This window comes from Psychrobacter sp. G, assembly GCF_000418305.1.
GTDB classification, from domain to species: Bacteria; Pseudomonadota; Gammaproteobacteria; order Pseudomonadales; family Moraxellaceae; genus Psychrobacter; species Psychrobacter cryohalolentis.
In genome coordinates this window covers 1,793,403-1,815,566 of sequence record NC_021661.1, presented here as the reverse complement: position 1 = coordinate 1,815,566, position 22,164 = coordinate 1,793,403, and the positions used below count along the sequence as shown (strand labels likewise).

Sequence of the window (22,164 nt, the reverse complement as noted above, 5' to 3'; positions counted from 1 at the left end):
GATGCAAGACTTAATCAAGAAAGCCGGACAAGTGAAGTTATTGGTCATGGACGTTGATGGTATTTTATCAAATGGTCAAATTATCTATGATGCCAATGGTGTTGAGACCAAAGCGTTTTCTGTCTATGATGGTGTAGGCGTCAAGTCATTAGCCCGTTATGGTATTTTGACTGCGATTATTACTGGTCGTAGCAGTCCTATGGTCGATAAACGCGCCACTGAAATTGGCGTAGATTATATTGTCCAAGGACGTGATGATAAGTTAGTAGCATTAAACGAGCTGCTTGCCAGCCTTGATCCGGCGCTTAATATCACAGCTGCTGATTGCGCTTATATGGGTGATGATTTGCCAGATATCAAAGCCATGCAAACAGTAGGATTTGCTGCTACTGTGCCAAATGCCCAAGCAGAGGTTATCAATCGCAGTGATATGGTAACCACGCGAGCCGGCGGGACAGGCGCCGTACGTGAAGTATGTGATCTCATTTTAAAGGGTCATGGACATTACCAAGACTTTATCGCGCACTATACGCTTGATGAAGTAAAAAATCAGGATGACTTATCGTGAATACTCGTGTTTTAATAGTCATTACCTTGATCATCGCTGGTCTTGCTGGTTGGTTTTTTAAGCAGCAAGGAGAAATCACGCCGCCAGTCAATATTGAAACCTCTGATGTCGATTATGAAGCAACAGATATTAAAGCGGTACAAACCAATGAGCAAGGTGAGACCGAATATGAGCTGAGCGCTGAGTCATTGACGCACAATCCGGTGACCAATAAAGATGAGATGAAAGGCATTACCATGAATTGGGAGCCTTCGGATGAGCAGCGTTATCGTATTGAAGCGGGTACAGCGGCTATCAGTCAGCAGACGGGTGAGCTGAGCTTATCGGGCGGTTTCTCTTTAATCAGTGAAGGCAAAACAGCTAATCCTGAAGTTGAACCTATTAAGGTCACTGGTGTCACATTGAAAGGCAATACCAAGTCAGGTCAAGTGTATAGTAATGAGCCAGTTAAGGTTGAACAAGGTATGAACCGTTTTGAGGCATCGAGTATGAAAGCCAATCTTGAAACGGGCGACTATGAATTTGGTCAAGTGGCTGTCTCTTTTACGCCCGCTGATCGTCAAGACAAAGCCCTGTTTTAATTAGCATATTATTCAGTGAAGCATCTAGCAGGAAGTTTGCAAACTCTACTACCCATTATAAAACGAGTAATTTTCATGAAATCTAATTCTTTGCCTACTTTACGCTTGCTATCGACACGCTCTATTCAAGTGTCGCATAGATTGCGTGCACTGCCAGTGGTTATGCTGTTGGCGCTGCCACTATACAGCCATGCTCTGCCATCAGATGCCAATCAGCCTATTAAATTATTGGCAGACAAAGCCACTTATAGTGAGCGTAGCGGTATTACAAGCTATTCTGGTACAGTAGTTATTACTCAAGGTACGTTTAAGATGACCGCTGATAATATCACGGTCAATTTATCACAAGGTCGAAGTATCAATTCTGCAGTAGCAACAGGGCGTCCAGCGACGATGCAGCAAGTTGTGACGCAAGAAAAAGGTCTGGCAAAAGGTCAGGCAAATAAGATTGACTATAATGCTGTGACGGGTATCGTGACGCTAACGGGCAATGCAAAATTGGTACAAAATGGTGCAAGCTTCGCAGGTAATGTCATTCGTTATAGCCTAAAAGCTGGTGATGTGGAAGCGACTGCTGGCGGCAATCAGCGCGTCGAATTGGTATTCCCGCCTAACAATAGTACCAGCCAGAGTGGTATACGTTAGGCTATATGACGACTTAAGTCATAACACCTGCGATAAATATAAACAAACGACTAAACATTTCAGTGGTTGCTATCCATTTAAATGCGACCACCTTATGAGTAAGTTATGAATGATAATAAAAATAATGCCAGTTTAGTAGAAAACCAAACCATAACAGCGCATGATGCTGTTGAGCCGGTCGCTCGTTTGTCGATGCAAAACTTGGGTAAGCGCTATGGTAAGCGCTGGGTCGTCAAAGATGTCTCATTCTCTGTTGAGCAAGGGCAAGTCGTTGGATTGTTAGGTCCAAATGGAGCAGGTAAAACGACTAGTTTTTATATGGTAGTCGGACTGGTCAATATGGATAAAGGCCGTGTCACCTTGGGAAATATGGACTTATCTAAATATGCTATGCATGAGCGTGCGCGTGCCGGTATTGGTTATTTACCGCAAGAAGCCTCTATTTTTCGTAAGCTATCCATTGAAGACAATATTTTAGCCATTTTACAAACTCGTAAAGATTTGAATGGTAACCAGCAGCGTCAAGAGCTTGAAAAGCTCATTGGTGATTTTCACTTAGAACATGTACGAAAATCTCTAGGTATGAGCGTATCAGGCGGTGAGCGTCGTCGTTGTGAGATTGCTCGCGCTCTAGCAGCTGACCCCAAGTTTATCTTACTAGATGAGCCTTTTGCCGGTGTAGATCCTATCTCTGTCGGTGATATCAAAGATGTCATTTTAGCGCTCAAACGACGTGGTATCGGTGTATTAATTACTGATCACAATGTTCGTGAGACTTTAGCGATTTGTGAAAAAGCCTATATCGTCTCAGAAGGCGCTATCATTGCTGAGGGTACCTCAGAAGAAGTTCTGGAAAATGAGCTGGTGAAATCTGTGTATCTTGGTAAAGACTTTCAGGTATAGACTAAGTGATTGATTACTGAATTATGCTGACATAAGATTTGTTACTTTGCATTCTTAGTCAGCCCTCTCTATATTGTGCCGTTCGCAAAAATTCTTCTATAAAACATTGCTTCTTACAGCAACTGCTTGTTTATCTTAATATTTATACTTTAGTATTTATCTTCAAAAATACGCTTATAAGCGTTATTCCCTTTCATATACTCTCTCTTTTAGACTTGAACACCTGCATAAGGCTTCTATATTATGGCAAAAAATAAAACCAGTTATGTCTGTCAAGCTTGCGGTGCTCATTTTGGCAAGTGGTCAGGGCAATGCAGTGATTGCGGCGAATGGAATACCTTGACTGAAGCGCCTAACGTCAGTATGCCACATCATAATAAAAACGTAGCAAAGTCCAATGCTGGTCGCGCCATACCTCGTAATGCAAGTGGTGCGGGTGCACCGGCGGGCAATTATGCAGGAACGCATAGTGCTGTGATGCCGCTCAATGCGGTGAGCGTAGGTTTAGACACTAGGTTGCCGACTGGTATTAGTGAATTTGATCGTGTGTTAGGCGGTGGATTGGTTGCAGGTTCTGTGGTACTGATTGGCGGTGATCCCGGTATTGGAAAATCGACCATTCTATTGCAAACCGCGACCAATATGGCAAAAGCGGATTCACTGGCAGGTAGCGCTCTGTATGTGACTGGTGAGGAATCATTGGCACAGGTTGCTATGCGGGCAAAGCGCTTGGATTTACCTGCGGACAGACTTCGTGTGCTTGCTGAAACCAATGTCGAGACTATTTGTGCCGCTTTGACTCAAGAGCAGCCAGCGATTGCTATTATTGATTCCATTCAGACTATTTATACTGATGCGATTAACTCTGCACCAGGCGGGGTCAGTCAAATTCGAGAGTCAGCGGCGATTTTGACACGTTATGCTAAGCAAACAGGTACAGCTCTGTTTCTAGTGGGACATGTCACCAAAGAAGGAACACTTGCCGGTCCGCGAGTGCTTGAGCATATGGTCGATACGGTATTGTACTTTGAGGGTCAGTCTGATTCTCGTTTTCGCATGATTCGTGCCGTCAAAAACCGTTTTGGCGCGGTCAATGAGCTAGGTATTTTTGGCATGACAGATATGGGACTAAAAGAGGTTGCCAATCCATCAGCGATATTTTTGAGCCGCTATGACAAGCCCGTGGCGGGTTCTGTGGTTATGGTCAGCCGAGAAGGCACAAGACCGCTATTGGTAGAGGTACAAGCCTTGGTTGATGACTCTCAAGGCTCACCAAGACGTATGGCATTAGGATTAGACTTTCAGCGCTTGTCTATGCTGTTAGCAGTGATGCATCGCCATGGCGGTATCCATACCAGCGGGCAAGATGTCTATGTCAATGTCGTTGGCGGTGTCAAAGTCATAGAAACAGGGTCAGACTTGGCAGTATTATTAGCCTGTGCATCCAGCATTAGAGAAAAAGCATTGCCATCGTCATTGGCGGTCTTTGGTGAAGTCGGTTTATCGGGTGAAATTCGTCCTGTCCCCAATGGACAAGAGCGTTTAAAAGAAGCCATGAAGCATGGTTTTAAGCATGCCATTATTCCTAAAGCCAATGCGCCTGCCAAAGATGCGCCGCAATTCAAAGGCATTAATGTCATTGCAGTCGAACGTCTTGATGATGCGATTGCGAGTGCATTCGAGTTATAGTTTGTTGATCTAATATTTATATCTATAAACCTTGTAAATTTAAGACACGAAAAAGCGCCTAACTATCAATTAGTTAGGCGCTCTTAGTTAAATCTAAAAATATTTGTACAAAACCGTTAAAGGCTTAAACCGCGAATGGTTTAAGAAGAAGGTCCTGAAACACGCTCAATCGCGACGTTACCGACACCTTTAGCAGTAATACCAAGTTTTTTGGCAGCACCATAAGATAAATCCATCACACGATTACCATGGAACGGACCACGATCATTTACTTTAACGATGACGCTTTTACCATTGGTTTTGTTGGTCACTCTAACATAACAGTTTAATGGCAATGAGCGATGTGCAGCCGTTAAACCATTCATATCAAAAGTTTCGCCACTGGCGGTTTTGCGACCATGAAACTGGCGACCATACCAAGAAGCTAAACCGGTTTGCTTGAATTTGCTGACCGAGTTAGAGGCAACGGCTGTTAAGCGCTCTAACACATCTTCATCATTACTGACTTGGGCGGTATCACTGGCTAACAGTGAGCTGCTAAGCGCTAATGAGGCAGGTTGGCGTGCAGACTTGACTAAGCTTGATGCGCCGTCATGTTGACGACTAAGTTCACCAAGTACACGGTCGATATGGGAGGCGTTATCTTGCGAGATCATAGCAAGGGAGGTTCTTGATTCTACAGCATTTGCATTAGAAGCGATTGCAGAGCCAGCAAATAGTACCGCTGACATTGTAAGTAAACCAGATAAACGCTTATTCATAAATACCTCTATGACTTATACCTTAGAACCTAACTCTAAAAACATCTTAGATTGAGCGAGATAGTGTTAGACCAATCTAACAATACCGCAAACTCCAAAACCGATATCAATCTATCTTCTTTATAATGACTGATTTTATCGTTCGGCTTTTATAAGTTCTAACGTATGGTAATTTTTAATTCATGATCATAATTGGATTGATGATTATAAATAATCCACTTATGACACGCTCAAATGATAGTTAACAATCTTAATTAAAATATTCATCAACAACTAAAATCAGATACTAATATTCGATAAACAGCCTTTTTAACATTGCTAAGTTAATAAAGGGTTTCGAGAGTTTTACGTATGAGTTTGTTATTAAACCGTTAATTAAGTAGTGACTTTGAAAGTCTAAAATCTACAAGTTGCTAACTATACGGATGAGCTACAACGACAATATAATTAAATGCTAACTTTCTTAGTAGGTCTGTACGGGTTATGTATAAATGACACTAACACGAGATTAACGCAAATAATTGTAAAAGACAAGGAATAAAACAGACTGGTATTCAATCCTAAATACTGAATATTAGGTATAATTTTCAAGGATAGTATTTGAAAATATTAGTAATTAAATCATAATCTTATGATTGAATAAGGAGTAATAAAATTATAGTTTTTATAATAGTTTATGTATAATTGATTACAAATAAGATTGGCAAAAATTAACTTATTTACTAAGATTTTTGCACATTCTATCTTTACGCATAGTTACTTAGTAACTAGATTTTAAGTCAAATTTGTGCAGTTATTTGTTAATCGATTCAATTTTGAAACATGCTATGTTATGTTTTCTTTATGTATTCAGCCATCTATGTATCATCGCCATTTTCACTATTTTAGATACTGACATAAACTATTTAATACTTAATTTCTGAAAAATTCATTGCACCTTGATAGGGCTTATAGAGGGTATAAAAAAAGAGACCGTATTATTAAAATATTGTCTCTTTAGGTATAAAAACGTAGATACTTAGTCTGACTTGTGCGTATGAATGGACATCAGTAAACCAAAACCTGCCATTAAAGTAACAATGGCAGTACCACCATAACTGATAAAAGGCAGAGGTACACCAACGACAGGTAAAATACCGCCGACCATACCAACATTGACAAAGACATACACAAAAAACGACATCGCAATCGCGCCTGCTAGTAGTCGGCTATAAGTATCAGGATGAGAAAAGGCGATATATAAGGCGCGGGTCAATAAGCATGCATAAATAAACATCAATAGTATGACGCCAAGCAAGCCAAACTCTTCAGAGAAAGCCGCGATAATAAAGTCGGTATGACCTTCTGGTAAGAAATGTAAATGCGACTGTGTACCCTCTAAATAGCCTTTACCCGTTAGGCCGCCGGAGCCGATAGCAGTTTTGGACTGAATGATATTCCAGCCAGCACCTTGCACATCTGCCTCAGGATTGAATAGTGTGAGTACACGGGTACGCTGATAGTCGTGTAACAAAAAATTCCAAGCAAAGGCAACAAGCGGGATCGACAAAGCAACCGCACCAGCTATCAGTTGCCACGATAGCCCTGCCAAAAACAGCACAAAGATACCGCTAGCAGCGACTAATAATGAAGTGCCAAGATCTGGCTCTTTAGCGATTAATAAGACTGGCACCACAATTAACGCCAAGGTAATGCCGATACTGGGTAGTGAAGGGGGCAGATCACGCTTAGACAAAAACCACGCACACATCATAGGCATGCCAAGCTTCATAAACTCTGAGGGCTGCACACTACCAAATCCTGGTAGATTAATCCAGCGCTGCGCCCCCATACGTACTTCACCGATAATATCAACCAACACCAATAGTATCAGACCTAATACATAAAAGATGGGCGTAAAAGTACGATAAAGGCTCGGTGGTATCTGCGCCATGATAAACATAACAGTAAAAGCGACACCATAGCTGACCATTTGTCGTAGCACCATACTCGTATCTTGAGCGGCTGCACTATATAAAATCGTTAGCCCAATACAACAAACGGTCAATAATAAAAGGGTCAACCAAGGGTCAATATGACTACGTTGCCAAAAGGTCGGTGTCTGACCTTGACCGAAATGGTGGCTCTGTCGGGAAAAACGATATTGCGGGTTAGAAGACATAGGCAAAGTGTGACTGGCAGTTGGTGTGGAAGAAGGGCTATATTTAGCAGAAGACTTAAGAAAATCGATAATTATAGGGCATTTAACCGATTAGATGATAAAAAAAGTAACTTGTCGGTAATAAAGTAACGTCAATATAAAAATAATGAGGATAAGTGTTAATAACGAATAAGTCGCTGCCAATTGGTGACGATAGTTTAGCTTGCTTGCTTAAAATTTGATAGTATCGATAAAACGTTTTTAGCGGTGTTTGTTGCAATGATCGAAATAACAAAACAAGTTTACAGGCAAATCCATAGGCCTATTATTGCACTCTGTATTTGTGCCAGCACTATGAGTGCCCATGCCGCTATTATTAGTGATAATAGTGAGCGCCGTATCCAAGTGCGTCAGGGTAGCAGTGTGAACAACAGCAATGCCAATACCTATATCACACCATCTGCACAAAGAGCGCCTTATAATGCAGGGGTGACTATTTTAAGCGGATCAAGTGGCGATAGTATGCAAGGACTTATTCAGCAAAAGCAGCGTGAGTTTGAATTTGATGCCAGCTTATCAATAGAAGAGAACAAACGTGTCATTACCAATAGAAGTACGCCGCGTTATAACACCACCTATAGCACGGGTAATAACAATTACAATGATTTTATCAGCATGGATTTTAATACTTGGCTCAACAGTAATAGCTATCGCGCAAGCCAAGTAGCAAACTATCAGCGCTATTTAAGCGCGCGTGTCGGCGCTCGAAACGTACCGCCTTTGTCACAGCTACTGACCACCGCTCGCAGTTGGGACAAATGTGGCTATGAGCCGTATCAGCTGCCTCCTCAAGAGCTGTGGTCAAACATTGTACCGACATTGCAGCTATACAGTCAGCTGAAAAGCCAAGGGATTCTGCCAGCAAACAGTGAGATACGCTCGGTATATCGTAGTCCCGGATTAAATGACTGCGCGGGCGGCGCGAGTAGTAGTAAGCATATGACAGCTGGCGCGATTGATATTTGGGTGCCAGATTATGAAAGTAGTCCATGGCAGCTGAGCCGAATGCAAGACAGCTTATGTGAGTTTTGGCAATATCAGGGTCAGTCGCACAATTTTGGTCTAGGATTATATTCCACTGGTGCTATACATTTAGATACCGATGGTTATCGTAAATGGGGCTTTAATCATGCCAGTAGCAGCTCTGCCTGCCGCTACTGACGATAATTCTAAGATAGAAAAAAGCTCAGCCCGTATATATAATGGGCTGAGCTTTTTTATAGCACTATGAAAGATAAATTAACTATTTAGCCGCCTTCTTATCCCAAGGATTGACCTCACCAACGGTCACAATTAAGAAGTCATTAGGCTTTAAGGTATCACGCAGGGTCTGATTCACCTCTGCTAATTTGACTTGTTCGATACGATTGACATAGTTGCTAAGATAGCTTGTTGGTAGCTGATAAAAATTCATCATACCAAGCAAACCATTAATACCAGCGTTACTGGCAAAACCCATTGGGAAGCTGTTTTTTAAATTATCCGTGGTCAGCTTCATCTCAGTACTAGTAATGCCATTTTTTAACGTGTCATTAATAACGTCTAAACTAGCATCAATGGCGGCACGAGCCTTGTCATTGCGCGTCGAAAAACCTATCTGATATGGTCCGCGTGTCAGCATCGGACTCATTGAGCCTGAAATACCATAAGTATAGCCAAGGTTTTGTCTGATTTCCGTCATCAGTCGTGCATTAAAATCGCCCCCTGCGAGCACCTCGTTGCCAACGGCAAAACTGGTTTGCTTTTGCTGCGCTTGCGGATCCGTTGCACGCTTATCACCAAGTTGCCCCATCAGTACTGTCGTTTGAGTGCTAGGAAAGGGAATATGAATATGCTGAGACTTCGTCAATGGTTTTGGTTCAGGCAGAATAGGCGCTGCTTGACCAGTAGGTAAACCCGCCGTGATGTTTTCTGCCAGTTTTTTGGCTTGCGTTAAAGTGAGATTACCTGTCATAGAAAGGCTAGCGTTGGCGGCAACCAGATAGCGATTTTTAAAGTCTATCAGCTGTTGTCTTGTGATATTAGGTAATGTCTCAAGTGTACCAACAGAAGGATGAGCATAAGGATGGCCGCCATAGAGTGCTTTATCAAAAGCAAGGCTGGCAAGGCTGTTTGGGTCTTGTTTTTGCTGCTGCAAGCCGACCAATAAACGGGCTTTATTACGAGCTAGAATTTGCTCATTAAAACTTGGTTCGGTGAGCATTTGGGTCATCAAATCGATGGCAGGTAATAGATGTTTATCGTCAGATAAACTGCGTAATGAGACCGTAAACATATCTTTATAGGCACTGCTGCCTAGATTGATACCTAAGGTTTCAACCGCGCGAGTAAATTCGTTTTCATCTAAACGTTTGGAGCCTTGTTCGAGCATAGTCGCTGTCATATTGGCGATACCAAAACCTGTGCTACTGATACTGCCATCGCGCGCGCTACCAGCATTAAAACGTAAATCGATGTCGACAATGGGTAATGCCGTCGTCGGTACAAAAAGTACTGGCACACCCGCTTTGGTCTTAAACTGTTGAATCTTTGGAACGGTAACTTTTAAAGGCTTAGCATTATCGAGGCTAGTCAGCTTAGACAACGCAGCAATAGGTGCATTGACATCGACTGCAGATGCCTGAGTACGATAATCCTCACCAGTAATGCCATCAGCCTGCGCGGTCATGGTCAAAGTAGTCAGCCCCAAAAATAACCCCATGCTCAAATAGGGTAGTCGCTTAAATGTTGGCTTTATTGATGACACCAGAACAGTATTCTTTTTAGCATGGAGAGTAGGATTTTGAGTCATATCTTTCTTCTTATTAATAGTGTTTTAGTCATTGGTATTTTGAGTCATGATATTTGATAACATTATCCAATATTACAGTACCCTTATTTTTTCTTAACGACCTTTTTGACCGGTTCTTTAGGTGGGATAATATGCATGACCGTCAAATTGTCTTTGACCAAATACTTTTTACTAGCTGCTTGTATGTCTGCAACCGTTACGGTATCCATTTTGGTGGGTAGCTGAGCAAGTAACCTATCATCGAGACCGATAGATTGTAGTGAGCCAATCATACGCGCTTGACCTTCCATGCTATCTTGCGCGTATATCAGACCAGTGATCGTATTGGTTTTGGCGCGCTCAATTTCATCGGTGGCAATCGGATCGGTTTTAAGCTTTTCTATTTCAGAGATTATGGCTTGCTGCACTTGCGCTAAGCTGACGCCTTCACGCGGAGTCGCTTGTATCAAAAATAGCCCGTCGCCTCGATCTAATAGATCATAAGACGTACCCACTGTGGTCAGGAGCCCTTGCTCGCGTACCAATCGACTCTCAAGGCGCGCTGATAAACCGCCATCCAATACGTCTTGCGCAAGCGATAGTGCATAGGCTTGTTTTTCATTGCTGGCATCTGTTGTCACAAGGCTTGGTACGTTATAGCCCATCAGCAATACAGGCACTTGTACTGCTTGCTCAGATTCTACTTGCTGATAACCACGAAAGCCTTTTTGATTAACGGCAGGACGTTTTGGTAGCTTACTTGGTTTTAGCTCCCCGAAGTAACGCTTCACTTGGGTTAAAACCTCAGCGGGCTCAACGTCGCCAACGATAACCAAGGTGGCATTATTTGGTGCATACCATGTTTTATACCAGTCTTTTAAGTCTGAGAGCGTAATCGATTCAAGCTCACTCATGGGGCCAATGACTGACTCGCCTTTGGGGCTATTTGGCAATGCCAGTAAACGAAATGATTCGTAAGCCTTGGCAAGTGGATTGTCATCAGTACGCTGACGACGTTCCTCCATGACAACTTGATGCTCTTTGACAAACTCTTTCTCATTGAATACCAAGTTTTTCATCCGATCTGCTTCAAGCTCAAGTGCTAAAGGATAACGGTTAGCAGGGAACAGCTCGTAATAACCCGTATAATCATAGCTAGTAAAGGCATTATTGACGCCGCCAAACTTAGCAATTAAGCGTTCATAATCAGTGCTTGAAACGTTAATAGTGCCTTTAAACATCATATGCTCAAGCACATGCGAGATACCACCTTTATTGACCGGCTCATCAGCTGAGCCAACCCGATACCAAATCTGAGTCATCACCACAGGCGCACGGTGATCTTCTTTGACGATTATTTTTAGACCGTTTTCCAACTGATATTCATGGCGACCAGACATATCCATAGTCAGCGCTGATGATGGCTGAGCGTCCTTGGTAACTATGTTTTCAGGCACTGGATTCTTGACCGCAGTCACGGAATTGGCGTTAATGGTACTGGTTTGACAAGCGGCAAGTGTGGTCGCCATGGCTAAGGCAGATGCAAGACGTAAAGAGAGTGTGGTTCGAGATAAAGGGACAGACATGGTATGTTCTACTTATATAAAAGGGAGACTTTTAAACGGGCAGCTTGTAAATGGATGAGAGTGTATAGTAAGTTCAATGTAAAAGAGTTACGTTCAGAATAGCATTATGCTGGGATAAATTTCTCTCGCTTGCTGTGCACTTAGCACTCCAAAGGCTTCGCAAAATTTATCCCAGCAGTACTGTGTTCTTTTTAAATTGAATTGACTACATATCTATTTTCATCATGGTACTGATACTTATACCATCATAAAGATTTGTGCGCACCAACCATGACACTGGCAGTCGGCTTGAATTCTTGAGTCGTGTTACAACCTGTCGCTGATAGTGCCATCGTCGCCAGTAATAAAGTAGCAGTGATATGGGCGATGTTTTTATAATGATTGGATAAAGACAACATAAGACATTCCTAATATAAGTAAGAAGCATGGAGATAAAGGCTATAAACAGGTATTTAATTAGCCTTGCTAAGAGTAGGCGAAGTTTGCCATCGCAAAGGTCAGATTTATGTGTCCAAACCTTAAGCGAAACTTGCTCAATGAGCGATCTTATTTATCATCTTTTTCACGCTAAAGGTTTAATAGCGCTTTTGTATCACTTGATGATTTTTGCCATTTATAAGCAATCTAGGATGCGAAAGGCTGAGCTCAACTTGAATTATGCTAAACTAGAATAAAAATAATCTCTGCATTGAATCATAGAAAACGGACAATACAACGATATACAGATCCGGTTTTACCATAAACACATTACTGATACTGATGAACTTTAGGGCAAACTTATGAATAACCCCAATAATAGCAATCGTGTGGTCATTAATCTTGACAGCGGACTTGATGAATTAGATGACGATGATATTACCTTACCCAGTCTGCCAGTGCAATCTGTCCCTATTATCGATGCGCCTGAAAGAAATGAGGTAAGTAATAGTGATGAGCCAGTAACGCCTACAGTCAATAAGCAAGTATCAAGCACAGATGCAGCCGAGAGCATTGCCCTAGGCGCGCCTATCCTTATGACGCAAAAGCAGAGTCATACAGACAATACCTCAGAGAGCTTTGCAAATACCAATGAAACAGAGAAGACAACACCAGCTGTCTCTGGATCAAAAATCCCTACTATGCCCTTACAAGCACAATTAGGGGATCTGCCAAGCGTTACGCCTAGCAGTGCAAGTAGCATTAATAGTAGTAGTAATCAAGCGTCCTCTGAGCCACAGCAAACGATTCCAGTAGAGTCGCAAGCAAATAAAGCGTTGCAAGAGGAACAAGAAAGCAGCAAAAAAGGCAGCTGGTTTAACCGGATGAAAACCGGTTTAAGTAAGTCGCGTAAGAACTTAGCCGAAGGGATGGTCAGTATCCTTATTGGTGGCAAAGAGATTGATGATGAGCTATTAGAAGAGGTTGAAGACCAACTGTTGGTGGCTGATATCGGTGTCAATGCGACCAATCGTATTATCAAAAGCCTTACTGAGCAGACAGATCGCGGTGATTTAATCTACGCGCATTCATTATATAAGGCATTGCAGACTGAATTGGTCGATATCTTAACGCCAAAAGTTGCGCCGCTTATTATTGATAGCAGCAAAAAACCATTTGTTATCTTGGTCGTAGGCGTAAATGGCGTAGGTAAAACGACGACTATCGGTAAACTTGCCAAACGTTTGCAAGGCGAGGGTAAGTCTGTGATGTTAGCAGCAGGGGACACTTTCCGCGCAGCTGCTACTGAACAGCTGCAAATCTGGGGTGAGCGTAATCATATTCCGGTTGTGGCGCAAGGTCATGGCTCTGATAGTGCATCAGTTATCTTTGATGCCATGCAATCTGCTAAAGCAAAAAATATTGATGTGTTAATTGCCGATACTGCTGGACGTTTACAGAATAAAACCCATTTGATGGCAGAGCTCGAAAAAGTCGTACGTGTGATGCGCAAAGCTGATCCAAGCGCGCCACATGAAGGCATGATTGTGCTTGATGCTGGCACGGGTCAAAATGCCATTAATCAAGTGGAATTATTTAATAAAGTGGTACCATTAACCGGAATCACGATTACTAAACTAGACGGGACTGCCAAAGGCGGTGTGGTCTTTAATATTGCCGAAACGACGGATGTACCTATTCGTTATATTGGCGTAGGCGAGTCGATTGATGATCTACGTGCCTTTAGTCCAAAACAATTTGTCGCCGCGCTGTTTGAAACTGATGATAAAGAATAGCGCTCAACCGTTTATTTTAGTCAATACTCAAGTCTTGAAAATATAACGATTTGAAAAGGAGTAGTCATGATAGTCACCACAGCCGCTTTTGGATCTAATCAGTTAACATTAATTGCGAGTGTCAATGAGCATAGCAGTCCTGAGCTGGTTGAGGTCAATTGGCTGCTGGCAGGTGACTCTTGGCACAGCTCAAAATCTATTCCCAAGCTTAAAAAGCATTATGGTATTGACGATCAAAGCTTCACATTTCTAGATAAAGATAGCCTAAGCAAAAATGAACCTACTCAAGCATTATTAATAGAGGCTATAGCACAATTAACACAGTATTTTAACGGTGAGCGTCAAGCATTTGATTTGCCACTAGATGCAAGCTTAGGAACTAATTTTCAGCAGCGAGTTTGGCAAGCACTACAAGATATTGGGTATGGCGAGACGATTAGTTATGCAACGCTGGCACAAAATGTCGATAGTCCCAAAGGCTTTCGTGCGGTTGCGAATGCCAATAGTAAAAACCCTTTTAGTATTATCGTTCCGTGTCATCGCGTTATTGCAAGCGACGGCAAACTTGGTGGTTATACAGGCGGCTTAGATAAGAAAACGCATTTGTTAGCGCTTGAAGGCGTCACGTGCAAAGCTTAGTTTGAAGTAATTGCTCGTCACATATTGTTGAACAAAAAAGCCAAACGCTAAAAACGTTTGGCTTTTTTAATACAAAATACAAAAATTACTGCTCAAGTTGCGCCATGACTTCGTCTGAAAAATTGACGTTGCTATAAACTTCTTGCACATCATCAATATCTTCTAACATATCAATCATCTTCATGACTTTTTCGGCATCTGCAACGTTGTCTATTTCAGCACTGGTGGATGGCGACATAGTTACTTCAGCATTGTCAGAGACTAAACCAGCAGCATTAAGCGCGTCTTTAACATGACCGAAATTTTCCCACTCAGTGATGACAAGCAAGCTTTCGCCATCATTTTCGATATCAAGCGCGCCTGCATCTAATGCCACTAGCATAACTTCATCTTCTAAACTTGTGTCATTAAAGCTTATTTCACCGCGTTTATTGAATAGGTAAGCCACAGAGCCAGTAGTACCCAGATTGCCATCATTTTTGGTAAAAGCATGGCGTACTTCACTGACTGTCCGATTGAGATTGTCAGTCATGGTTTCGACTAATACTGCGACGCCGCCGATGCCATAACCTTCATAGCTGACTTCGTCCATATTGTCATTGTCATCACCGCCTGTACCACGAGCTACCGCACGATTGATGGTGTCTCTTGTCATATTGACGGACAGGGCTTTTTCAATAACCGCACGTAGGCGCGGATTCTTATCAGGGTCAGGATCACCTTGCTTGGCAGCAGAAACAATTTCACGAATAATTTTGGTAAATACTTTACCTTTTACCGCATCCTGACGGGCTTTACGGTGTTTGATATTTGCCCATTTTGAATGGCCTGCCATATGACGTCCTTAAGTATTACGAGTGATGTATTGTACAGCTAAAACATTTATTGGTAAAAATTTTTTATAGCTACAGCAGTTTTATTACCTGATTGCGCTGTTAAGTGATCTGTCGCTAAGTTAACGATTTGTATGTTGTTAATAGCGCTTTTTTGCTACACTGCTATGTTCTGGCTTTTGACCCGCTATCGATTATTATCGTAGTGACGGATAGCAGCCAATAACCACATTACTTTCAATATTATAAACCACTTTCACGTATTTTGACCAATCTTAGCTTATGCATATACGCCTAAGTTGTCCGGTTTTAGATATCCATTGATCCTATGATTTGATTGACTTTATGAAGCAGCCGAATACCGAAGCCGTTACTCATTTGCGTAACCGCATTCATATTATTATTGAAGGTACAGATACTCGTTTGGGTAAGCTGTTTGATATTGTATTGTTGATCGCGATTTTGGCCAGTGTGGCGGTCGTGATGCTCGATAGTGTGCTCTATATGCGCTTGCAGTATGGCACGCTGTTTTTGTATGCAGAATGGTTTTTTACTATTTTGTTTACGATTGAGTATATGCTCAGGTTGTTTTCAGCACCCAATCGTTTTCGTTACGTGTTTAGTTTTTTTGGGATAGTGGATTTATTGTCCGTACTACCAAGCTACTTAAGCTTAATGTTTGTGGGCGTACAGTACTTACTTGTCATTCGTATCTTACGTATTTTGCGTATCTTTCGAGTACTTAAGCTTGAAGCCTATATGCAACAAGCAGGGTTTTTGGCGTCTGCGCTTAGAACCAGTCAGCAAAAAATCACGGTATTTTTCTTATCACTGGTGTTACTGGTCACCATTTTTGGCTCGATTATCTATGTCGTAGAAGGACCAGAAAACGGCTTTACCAGCATTCCGCTATCTATCTATTGGGCAGTTGTTACCATGACGACGGTTGGTTACGGAGACATGTCACCAAAAACACCCTTAGGGCAAGCCATTGCAACCATGGTCATGATTACAGGTTACTCAATCATTGCTGTACCGACAGGGATTTTCACCTCAGAGCTTGCACGTAATATGCGCCCGCAGCTCAATCCTGTCACGTGTCCGAACTGTGGTAAATTTGGACACGCAGTAGGTGCGGATTTTTGTGACCGCTGTGGACATGCCTTGCATGTATAACCAATACTAAAACTTGTCCTATATATTTATAGCCATTTAATGCTCTAAAAACCTATATATTCATGTACCAGTGGCGACAAATCTATCGTCACTCCTAGATTGACTAAGTTCCAGTATTGTCCTGATATAGTACGGTCGAGCATCATCGTAGAGGCTGATGGTTGAAACTGTCCAAAGTATTTCAAAGAAGTGCGCATTTGGGCGATGGCTTCATGATGGGTTTGACTGCTTGCAAAATCAAAATCACCGTCTTGATAGGGTTTGATAGATAAGGGTTTCAGCCCAATCTCTAACCATTTTCCATAAAACTCGCCCGGTACGATTTTATCGTCTTCACGGCGTATATCAAGAGCAACCAAATCTTGCTCAAGGGCAGTGACATCACCTTTTAAGGCATGCTTGGCAAATCGGCGAAATAATTGAACTTCGCTGTCGCTATAGCTACGAATCCCGCCAAAATCATAGGCAACCACACTGCCATCAGCACGGAACGCAAAGTTGCCCGGATGAGGGTCGCAGTGCATTCGATATAACCCAAACAGCTGCCCTGCAGTAAAATGAAACAAGCGCACTGCGATTTTCTGCTTAATATCATTATCCCACGTTGCTGCCACTGTTAAGGTTTCGCCGCTCTCTTCTGTCAAGGTCAAGATTCTTTTAGAAGAGTGACTGCTAATCACTTTTGGGATAATGAGACCCGTATCTTCGACATGAAAAGCGCCAAATACCCGCAGATTATGCGCCTCTTTAATATAATCAAGCTCATCATGTAAGCTTTGGCGAATTTCGTGAAATAATTGCTCTTGCAATTGCTTACTCATATTGAGCACGCCAGCGATTTTTAGTGCCATACGGACTTGTTTTAGGTCGCTATCACAATTTTTGTCGACATCAGGGTATTGCACCTTAACCACAACCCTTTGCCCAGATGGCAAAATTGCGCGATGTACCTGTCCGATGGAAGCTGCAGCAAATGGTATTTCTTCGAATTCAGTAAACAATTCATGAATAGGTGCTTTGAGCTCACGTTCAACTTGTGTGCGTATCTGCGCATAGGGCATCGCCGGTGCATCTTTTTGTAGTTTCTCTAATGCGGTTGCAACTTCAGGTGGAAACACATCTTTATATTGCGAGGCAATTTGACCTACCTTCATGACCGCACCTTTCATCTCACCTAAAGTTTCAGCGATTTGAATACCGACATCTTGCATCAATTCTGAGCGCGCTTGTAGGCGTTTTTCTTCGTCACTTGAGAGATGCTTTAGGGAGTTTTTAGCTGCTTTTCCAGCAATACTTGCTGTCATACCAGCAAGTTTCATAAAGCGCGTTCCGGACGATTTTGCCATGCCTATCACCATATAGTGGGGTATTTAGTGGGTTAGTATCTAACCCCTAATATTATTATTTTAATCGAATGAATGCTGTTTAACTACTGTGCTAAAAGTATCGCAATAACGGTTTGTGTAGTACTTGTCGCAGTAATTTTTGTCATGTGTTCGGCAGTATTGTTTAGATAAAAACCTTAACGCCATTAAACTACTTATTCAGTGTTATTGCATAAGTATGGGTCAGCCAATAATCCAATGCCATATCATAGCCCAAATGCCCCAAACCACAAATCACGCCAACCGCTACATCACATAAATAAGAATGCTCGCGAAACGACTCGCGTGCGTGGACGTTAGATAAATGTACTTCTATAAATGGCTTTTGGGTAGCAAGTAGCGCATCGCGTATCGCAACAGACGTATGAGTAAAAGCAGCAGGATTGATGATTATGGCATCGATCTGTGCGCTTGGCTCTGCCAATAGACCGTAATACTGAATATCATCGACCAGTTTGCCTTCGTGATTCGACTGACTACAAATTAGCTCAATACCATGTGCCGCGGCGCGCTTGATTAAAGCACTCTCAATATCAGCAAGCGTCATATGACCATAAATATCAGGCTCACGTTTGCCGAGCAGATTTAGATTGACACCATTAATCAATAATAGCTTATGAGTAAGGGTTTTATTGGCTTTTTTATGGGAAGCAGTGCTGGTCGTTGCTGATTGAGATGAGGCGGTCATAATGGTCTCTATGAGTAGCAATGAATATGTCTAGATAAATTATTGGTGAGTATAAGCGTACTACAATAACAGGTGTTAGGGAACATAGCGCTCTCTATCCTTTTATATTAACAGCTTGCAAGCTGACTTATAAAAAAATAATTCTAAAAAATAGATCGAGGTATAAAAATCATATTAAAAGCCTTTGTGTTGCTAAAAACCCGTGTTATGATATTTTTTACACAATAAACATTACATGTTTGTTGCTAACTCTAGTTTTAGTTTCTATCAAAGATTAGAGGCAGTAAAATGACTATATGCTAAATACTAAAAGTAAGTATAAGGCTTTCATATTTCGCTAATACTGTATTAGATAGTCACTTTTAAGTTTTGATTTCATCATCTTGGTACCCGTTTATATGCAATGATGCAAAGGAATTTGGGACTAAGTAAACTTTTTAGGAAGTAATATTATGTCAGCTCGCGAGCAAGGTATCGTTAAGTGGTTTAATGACTCAAAAGGCTTTGGTTTCATTCAACGTGATAGCGGAGAAGATATTTTTGTGCATTTCCGCGCGATCCAAGGTGATGGTTATCGCTCTCTAAAAGACGGCGAAAAAGTTGAGTTCAGTGTGGTAGAAGGTGATAAAGGCCTACAAGCTGAAGAAGTCAGAAAAGTAGAAGAGTAATCGTGACAGTCATTCGTGCAGTTTAGCTATAATGTCTGTACAAACTACTGATATACTACTGAGTCAAGCCCGTTCTGTCTTACTTATGTTGATTTTAACGCAGCATATTTGGTAAGTATCGACATGGGGCTTGGCTTTTTTATGCTTATCAGTTTTATAGGGCTTGCCTGTTGGCTAATGGTTGATATAAATCGTTAAGCCTTATAGCCTCTCATTTATTTATGATACACAAGCGATTTATATAAAAGGATATTTTTTTGAGTAACTTTACGACGTTTACGGATTTGCCACTTTCAGCAGCGACCTTGCGTGCAGTAAGTGACTTAGGTTTTACTGAATTGACGCCGATTCAAGCAAAAATACTGCCGCATACGCTGGCAAATCAAGATGCGATTGGACAGGCGCAAACGGGTACGGGCAAGACGGCTACATTTCTATTGACCATTATGGAGGCGTTACTTAAGCGCCCATTTGCTGCTGATGAAGAACGTCATTTAGGTGAGCCACGTGCTGTAGTCATGGCACCAACCCGTGAGCTTGCTCAGCAAATATTCGATGACTGTATCGCTTTGACCAAATATACTTCTTTGCATAGCGTCTGTATTATGGGTGGTACCAATTATGAAACCCAGCAGCATGAGCTTGAGCGTCAATACGTCGATATCTTGATTGCCACACCTGGTCGTTTGATTGATTTAATGCACAAAGGTATGGTTTATCTTGATCGCGTAGAAGTATTAGTATTAGATGAAGCAGATCGCATGCTCGATATGGGGTTTATACCCGATATCAAACGCTTAGTCGGTCGCATGCCGCCCAATACCGACCGTCAAAGTTTATTGTTTTCTGCTACCTTTAACCAAGATGTGATGGGTTTGGCTTATCGCTGGTTACATGAGCCAGAGTTTGTTGAGATTGAGCCTGAGCATAAAACCAGTGAGCTGGTAGACCAACATTTTTATCTCTTAACTGAAGATCAGAAGCTAGAAGCGGTTGAGCGTATTATCACGGATAGTACGGTAGAGAAGGTCATTATTTTTGCCAATCGTAAAGACCAAGTAAAGCGCCTATATCATAAGCTGCGTCAGGGACATAAAATTGTCATGTTATCAGGCGATGTGATTCAACAAAAACGCGAAAAATATTTACAGCGCTTTAAAGACGGGCATGCCTCTGTTTTGGTCGCGACTGATGTAGCAGGGCGCGGTATTCATGTAGATGATGTCAGTCATGTGATTAATTATACCTTGCCAGACCAGCCAGATGACTATGTACATCGTATTGGTCGTACTGGGCGCGCTGGGCAAACCGGAATTAGTATTAGCTTTGTCAGCGAAGATGATGCCTTTAATATACCGGCATTAGAGAAGCATTTAGATACGAAGTTTAAGCTTGAGCAGTGGCAGCCTTAAGTACTTAATATTTAGAACTCAGCCAATACATTATTCATCAAACTATTTAAAATTGTTGACTGATAAAAAAAGCCCTTGATAAATAATTAAGGGCTTTTTTATGCATGTAATATTGGTTATGACACTAAGCAATTATTATTGATTAGTAATGCTATTCCATCGTCTCCGAGTCATTATTCATATTGTGCATACTGTGATCCATTTGGCTCATATCATGGTGAGTCGTATTATCCGTATCAGTCATCATAGTATCACCATGCGCCATGCCCATGCTATGACCGCCGCCATGATCACCATGCATACTGGACATGGCGATAGGAACGAAGACCACAGCCAAACCTGATAATACCATCACAGCACCATTAAGCTGTCTTAAGCGAAAACGTCCAATCTTATCCCGTAACCAACCAACGGTCTCATGAGTAGCGACTAACATCGGTACGGTTCCTAAGCCAAAGATGAACATCAAGGCAGCACCGCTGAGAGGGTTGTGCGCGACCACAGCGATAAGTAGGGCGCCATAGACTAAGCCACAAGGTAAGAATCCCCATAGAAGACCAGCAGACAATGCTCGCGGAAAAGTGTTGAGTGGAAATACTTTTTGACGAATAGGGCTTAGGTATTGCCAAAATCGCATACCAAAACGCTCAAGTCTCTTTAAAAATGGTGCACCAAGCATGGTCATGCCGACGAACACCAATACCAAACCAAGCAAAATACGCGGTGCACTATTGCCTTGCATCAACGGTTGTAATACGGCAGTACCTAACAGTCCTGCGATCAAACCCAAAAATGCGTAGCTGGTTAAGCGACCGAAATGATAGGTCGCCACCAATGCACGGCGCTTGGCGGGGCTGACATCCTTCATCGACAGACCAAAGGCAGTTACTAAGCCGCCACACATACCTAAGCAATGTGGTGAACCAAAAAAACCCATTAATAATGCCGCAACGAGTAAAGCTGTGGTCATGGGAAGGTACTCCTAAAAATGGTAAAAGGCGTACCGACTTATCACTCTCTTATGCAGATAGAATAAGTGGGTAACGCATTAGTAAAATAGCCCAAGGCTATGTTTTTGAGTTCTTGTCTGTATCAGAGAGAGGAGAGGCGGCAATATGCGCATTATTTAGCTTATTAGATTCTTTTTCAATCGAAGTAGTATCGCTCACTTCTTTTACTTCTTGAATAGGTGTTACATTTTCCTGAGCTTGTATGACTTGTCGACGTTCTTGGCGATCATCTAAAATAATGCGCTGGGAGGCGTTATCCAAATCCTCAAATTGATTGGATTTGACCGCATAACGTACTGCCCAAATCGCGACCACAAACAGCATGAGACTTAATGGAATTAGTAAAAATATACTGAGCATGGCACATCTCTTTAATCGCAGTTTCTTTTACTATTATACACCTGTTGCCAGTGAGATGGTTGACCTGTAAGGATAAA

The 22,164-nt window shown here is 42.0% G+C and carries 20 protein-coding genes and 1 pseudogene; 11 read left to right on the top strand and 10 right to left on the bottom strand.

The features are described from left to right. The first annotated feature begins 1 nt into the window (after position 1). From PSYCG_RS07490 to radA, 5 genes are all read left to right on the top strand, one after another. A complete protein-coding gene (locus PSYCG_RS07490; protein WP_020443641.1) occupies positions 2-568 on the top strand; it encodes a KdsC family phosphatase in 567 nt (188 codons plus the stop codon). Next, positions 565-1,149: an LPS export ABC transporter periplasmic protein LptC gene (gene lptC / locus PSYCG_RS07485; protein WP_020443640.1), complete on the top strand. Its 585-nt coding sequence runs from the start codon at positions 565-567 to the stop codon at positions 1,147-1,149. Before PSYCG_RS07490 ends, lptC begins: the two co-directional genes overlap by 4 nt. A gap of 75 nt (positions 1,150-1,224) precedes the next feature. Next, entirely contained in the window at positions 1,225-1,794 is a 570-nt protein-coding gene (lptA, locus tag PSYCG_RS07480) for a lipopolysaccharide transport periplasmic protein LptA (RefSeq protein WP_011513820.1), read from the top strand. Positions 1,795-1,899: 105 nt separating this feature from the next. Further along, the gene (gene lptB / locus PSYCG_RS07475; protein ID WP_020443639.1) at positions 1,900-2,697 is read left to right on the top strand and encodes an LPS export ABC transporter ATP-binding protein; all 798 of its coding nucleotides are present in this window, start codon (positions 1,900-1,902) and stop codon (positions 2,695-2,697) included. A 243-nt stretch (positions 2,698-2,940) separates the two neighbouring features. After that, complete coding sequence (radA, locus tag PSYCG_RS07470) at positions 2,941-4,386, top strand: DNA repair protein RadA (RefSeq protein WP_020443638.1); 1,446 nt, start codon at positions 2,941-2,943, stop codon at positions 4,384-4,386. Between the two features lie 140 nt (positions 4,387-4,526). Here radA and PSYCG_RS13755 read toward each other — a convergent pair. Beyond that, positions 4,527-4,874: pseudogene (locus PSYCG_RS13755) on the bottom strand (septal ring lytic transglycosylase RlpA family protein); the annotation flags it as partial. A gap of 1,291 nt (positions 4,875-6,165) precedes the next feature. Next, the gene (gene rodA / locus PSYCG_RS07460; protein ID WP_011513816.1) at positions 6,166-7,308 is read right to left on the bottom strand and encodes a rod shape-determining protein RodA; all 1,143 of its coding nucleotides are present in this window, start codon (positions 7,306-7,308) and stop codon (positions 6,166-6,168) included. A 333-nt stretch (positions 7,309-7,641) separates the two neighbouring features. On the opposite strand from rodA, the gene PSYCG_RS07455 reads away from it, so the two are divergent. Further along, the gene (locus tag PSYCG_RS07455) at positions 7,642-8,508 is read left to right on the top strand and encodes a D-Ala-D-Ala carboxypeptidase family metallohydrolase (RefSeq protein ID WP_020443637.1); all 867 of its coding nucleotides are present in this window, start codon (positions 7,642-7,644) and stop codon (positions 8,506-8,508) included. 82 nt (positions 8,509-8,590) lie between these two features. Here the strand turns inward: PSYCG_RS07455 and PSYCG_RS07450 are convergent, their stop codons facing one another. The 3 genes from PSYCG_RS07450 to PSYCG_RS13425 form a co-directional block, all read right to left on the bottom strand. Then, positions 8,591-10,138: a M16 family metallopeptidase gene (locus tag PSYCG_RS07450; protein ID WP_051130944.1), complete on the bottom strand. Its 1,548-nt coding sequence runs from the start codon at positions 10,136-10,138 to the stop codon at positions 8,591-8,593. 83 nt (positions 10,139-10,221) lie between these two features. Next, positions 10,222-11,703, bottom strand: coding sequence for a M16 family metallopeptidase (locus PSYCG_RS07445; protein WP_020443635.1), 1,482 nt, complete (start codon positions 11,701-11,703; stop codon positions 10,222-10,224). Between the two features lie 245 nt (positions 11,704-11,948). Further along, a complete protein-coding gene (locus tag PSYCG_RS13425) occupies positions 11,949-12,101 on the bottom strand; it encodes a hypothetical protein (RefSeq protein ID WP_020443634.1) in 153 nt (50 codons plus the stop codon). A gap of 720 nt (positions 12,102-12,821) precedes the next feature. Between PSYCG_RS13425 and ftsY the strand changes: the two genes are divergently transcribed. Together ftsY and PSYCG_RS07435 are read left to right on the top strand one after the other, a co-directional pair. Next, positions 12,822-13,916 (top strand): signal recognition particle-docking protein FtsY, encoded by a 1,095-nt coding sequence (gene ftsY / locus PSYCG_RS13710; RefSeq protein ID WP_084674211.1) that lies wholly within the window; start codon positions 12,822-12,824, stop codon positions 13,914-13,916. A gap of 66 nt (positions 13,917-13,982) precedes the next feature. Beyond that, positions 13,983-14,555, top strand: coding sequence for a methylated-DNA--[protein]-cysteine S-methyltransferase (locus tag PSYCG_RS07435; protein ID WP_020443632.1), 573 nt, complete (start codon positions 13,983-13,985; stop codon positions 14,553-14,555). Positions 14,556-14,640: 85 nt separating this feature from the next. Here PSYCG_RS07435 and PSYCG_RS07430 read toward each other — a convergent pair whose 3' ends face one another. After that, the gene (locus tag PSYCG_RS07430; RefSeq protein WP_011513810.1) at positions 14,641-15,390 is read right to left on the bottom strand and encodes a YebC/PmpR family DNA-binding transcriptional regulator; all 750 of its coding nucleotides are present in this window, start codon (positions 15,388-15,390) and stop codon (positions 14,641-14,643) included. A gap of 343 nt (positions 15,391-15,733) precedes the next feature. Here PSYCG_RS07430 and PSYCG_RS07425 point away from each other — a divergent pair, with 343 nt between their 5' ends. Further along, complete coding sequence (locus PSYCG_RS07425) at positions 15,734-16,564, top strand: ion transporter (RefSeq protein WP_011513809.1); 831 nt, start codon at positions 15,734-15,736, stop codon at positions 16,562-16,564. A gap of 44 nt (positions 16,565-16,608) precedes the next feature. Here PSYCG_RS07425 and PSYCG_RS07420 read toward each other — a convergent pair whose 3' ends face one another. Beyond that, entirely contained in the window at positions 16,609-17,910 is a 1,302-nt protein-coding gene (locus PSYCG_RS07420) for an ABC1 kinase family protein (protein WP_020443631.1), read from the bottom strand. Positions 17,911-18,100: 190 nt separating this feature from the next. After that, complete coding sequence (gene aroQ / locus PSYCG_RS07415) at positions 18,101-18,637, bottom strand: type II 3-dehydroquinate dehydratase (protein WP_011513807.1); 537 nt, start codon at positions 18,635-18,637, stop codon at positions 18,101-18,103. 452 nt (positions 18,638-19,089) lie between these two features. Between aroQ and PSYCG_RS07410 the strand changes: the two genes are divergently transcribed. Both PSYCG_RS07410 and PSYCG_RS07405 read left to right on the top strand, forming a co-directional pair. Continuing rightward, a complete protein-coding gene (locus tag PSYCG_RS07410) occupies positions 19,090-19,305 on the top strand; it encodes a cold-shock protein (protein WP_011513806.1) in 216 nt (71 codons plus the stop codon). A gap of 257 nt (positions 19,306-19,562) precedes the next feature. Then, the gene (locus PSYCG_RS07405; protein WP_011513805.1) at positions 19,563-20,717 is read left to right on the top strand and encodes a DEAD/DEAH box helicase; all 1,155 of its coding nucleotides are present in this window, start codon (positions 19,563-19,565) and stop codon (positions 20,715-20,717) included. Between the two features lie 151 nt (positions 20,718-20,868). On the opposite strand, the gene PSYCG_RS07400 is transcribed toward PSYCG_RS07405, so the two are convergent. Then, positions 20,869-21,687: a sulfite exporter TauE/SafE family protein gene (locus PSYCG_RS07400; RefSeq protein ID WP_020443630.1), complete on the bottom strand. Its 819-nt coding sequence runs from the start codon at positions 21,685-21,687 to the stop codon at positions 20,869-20,871. A gap of 97 nt (positions 21,688-21,784) precedes the next feature. Further along, positions 21,785-22,087, bottom strand: coding sequence for a cbb3-type cytochrome oxidase assembly protein CcoS (gene ccoS, locus PSYCG_RS07395; RefSeq protein ID WP_020443629.1), 303 nt, complete (start codon positions 22,085-22,087; stop codon positions 21,785-21,787). Between the last annotated feature and the right edge of the window lie 77 nt (positions 22,088-22,164).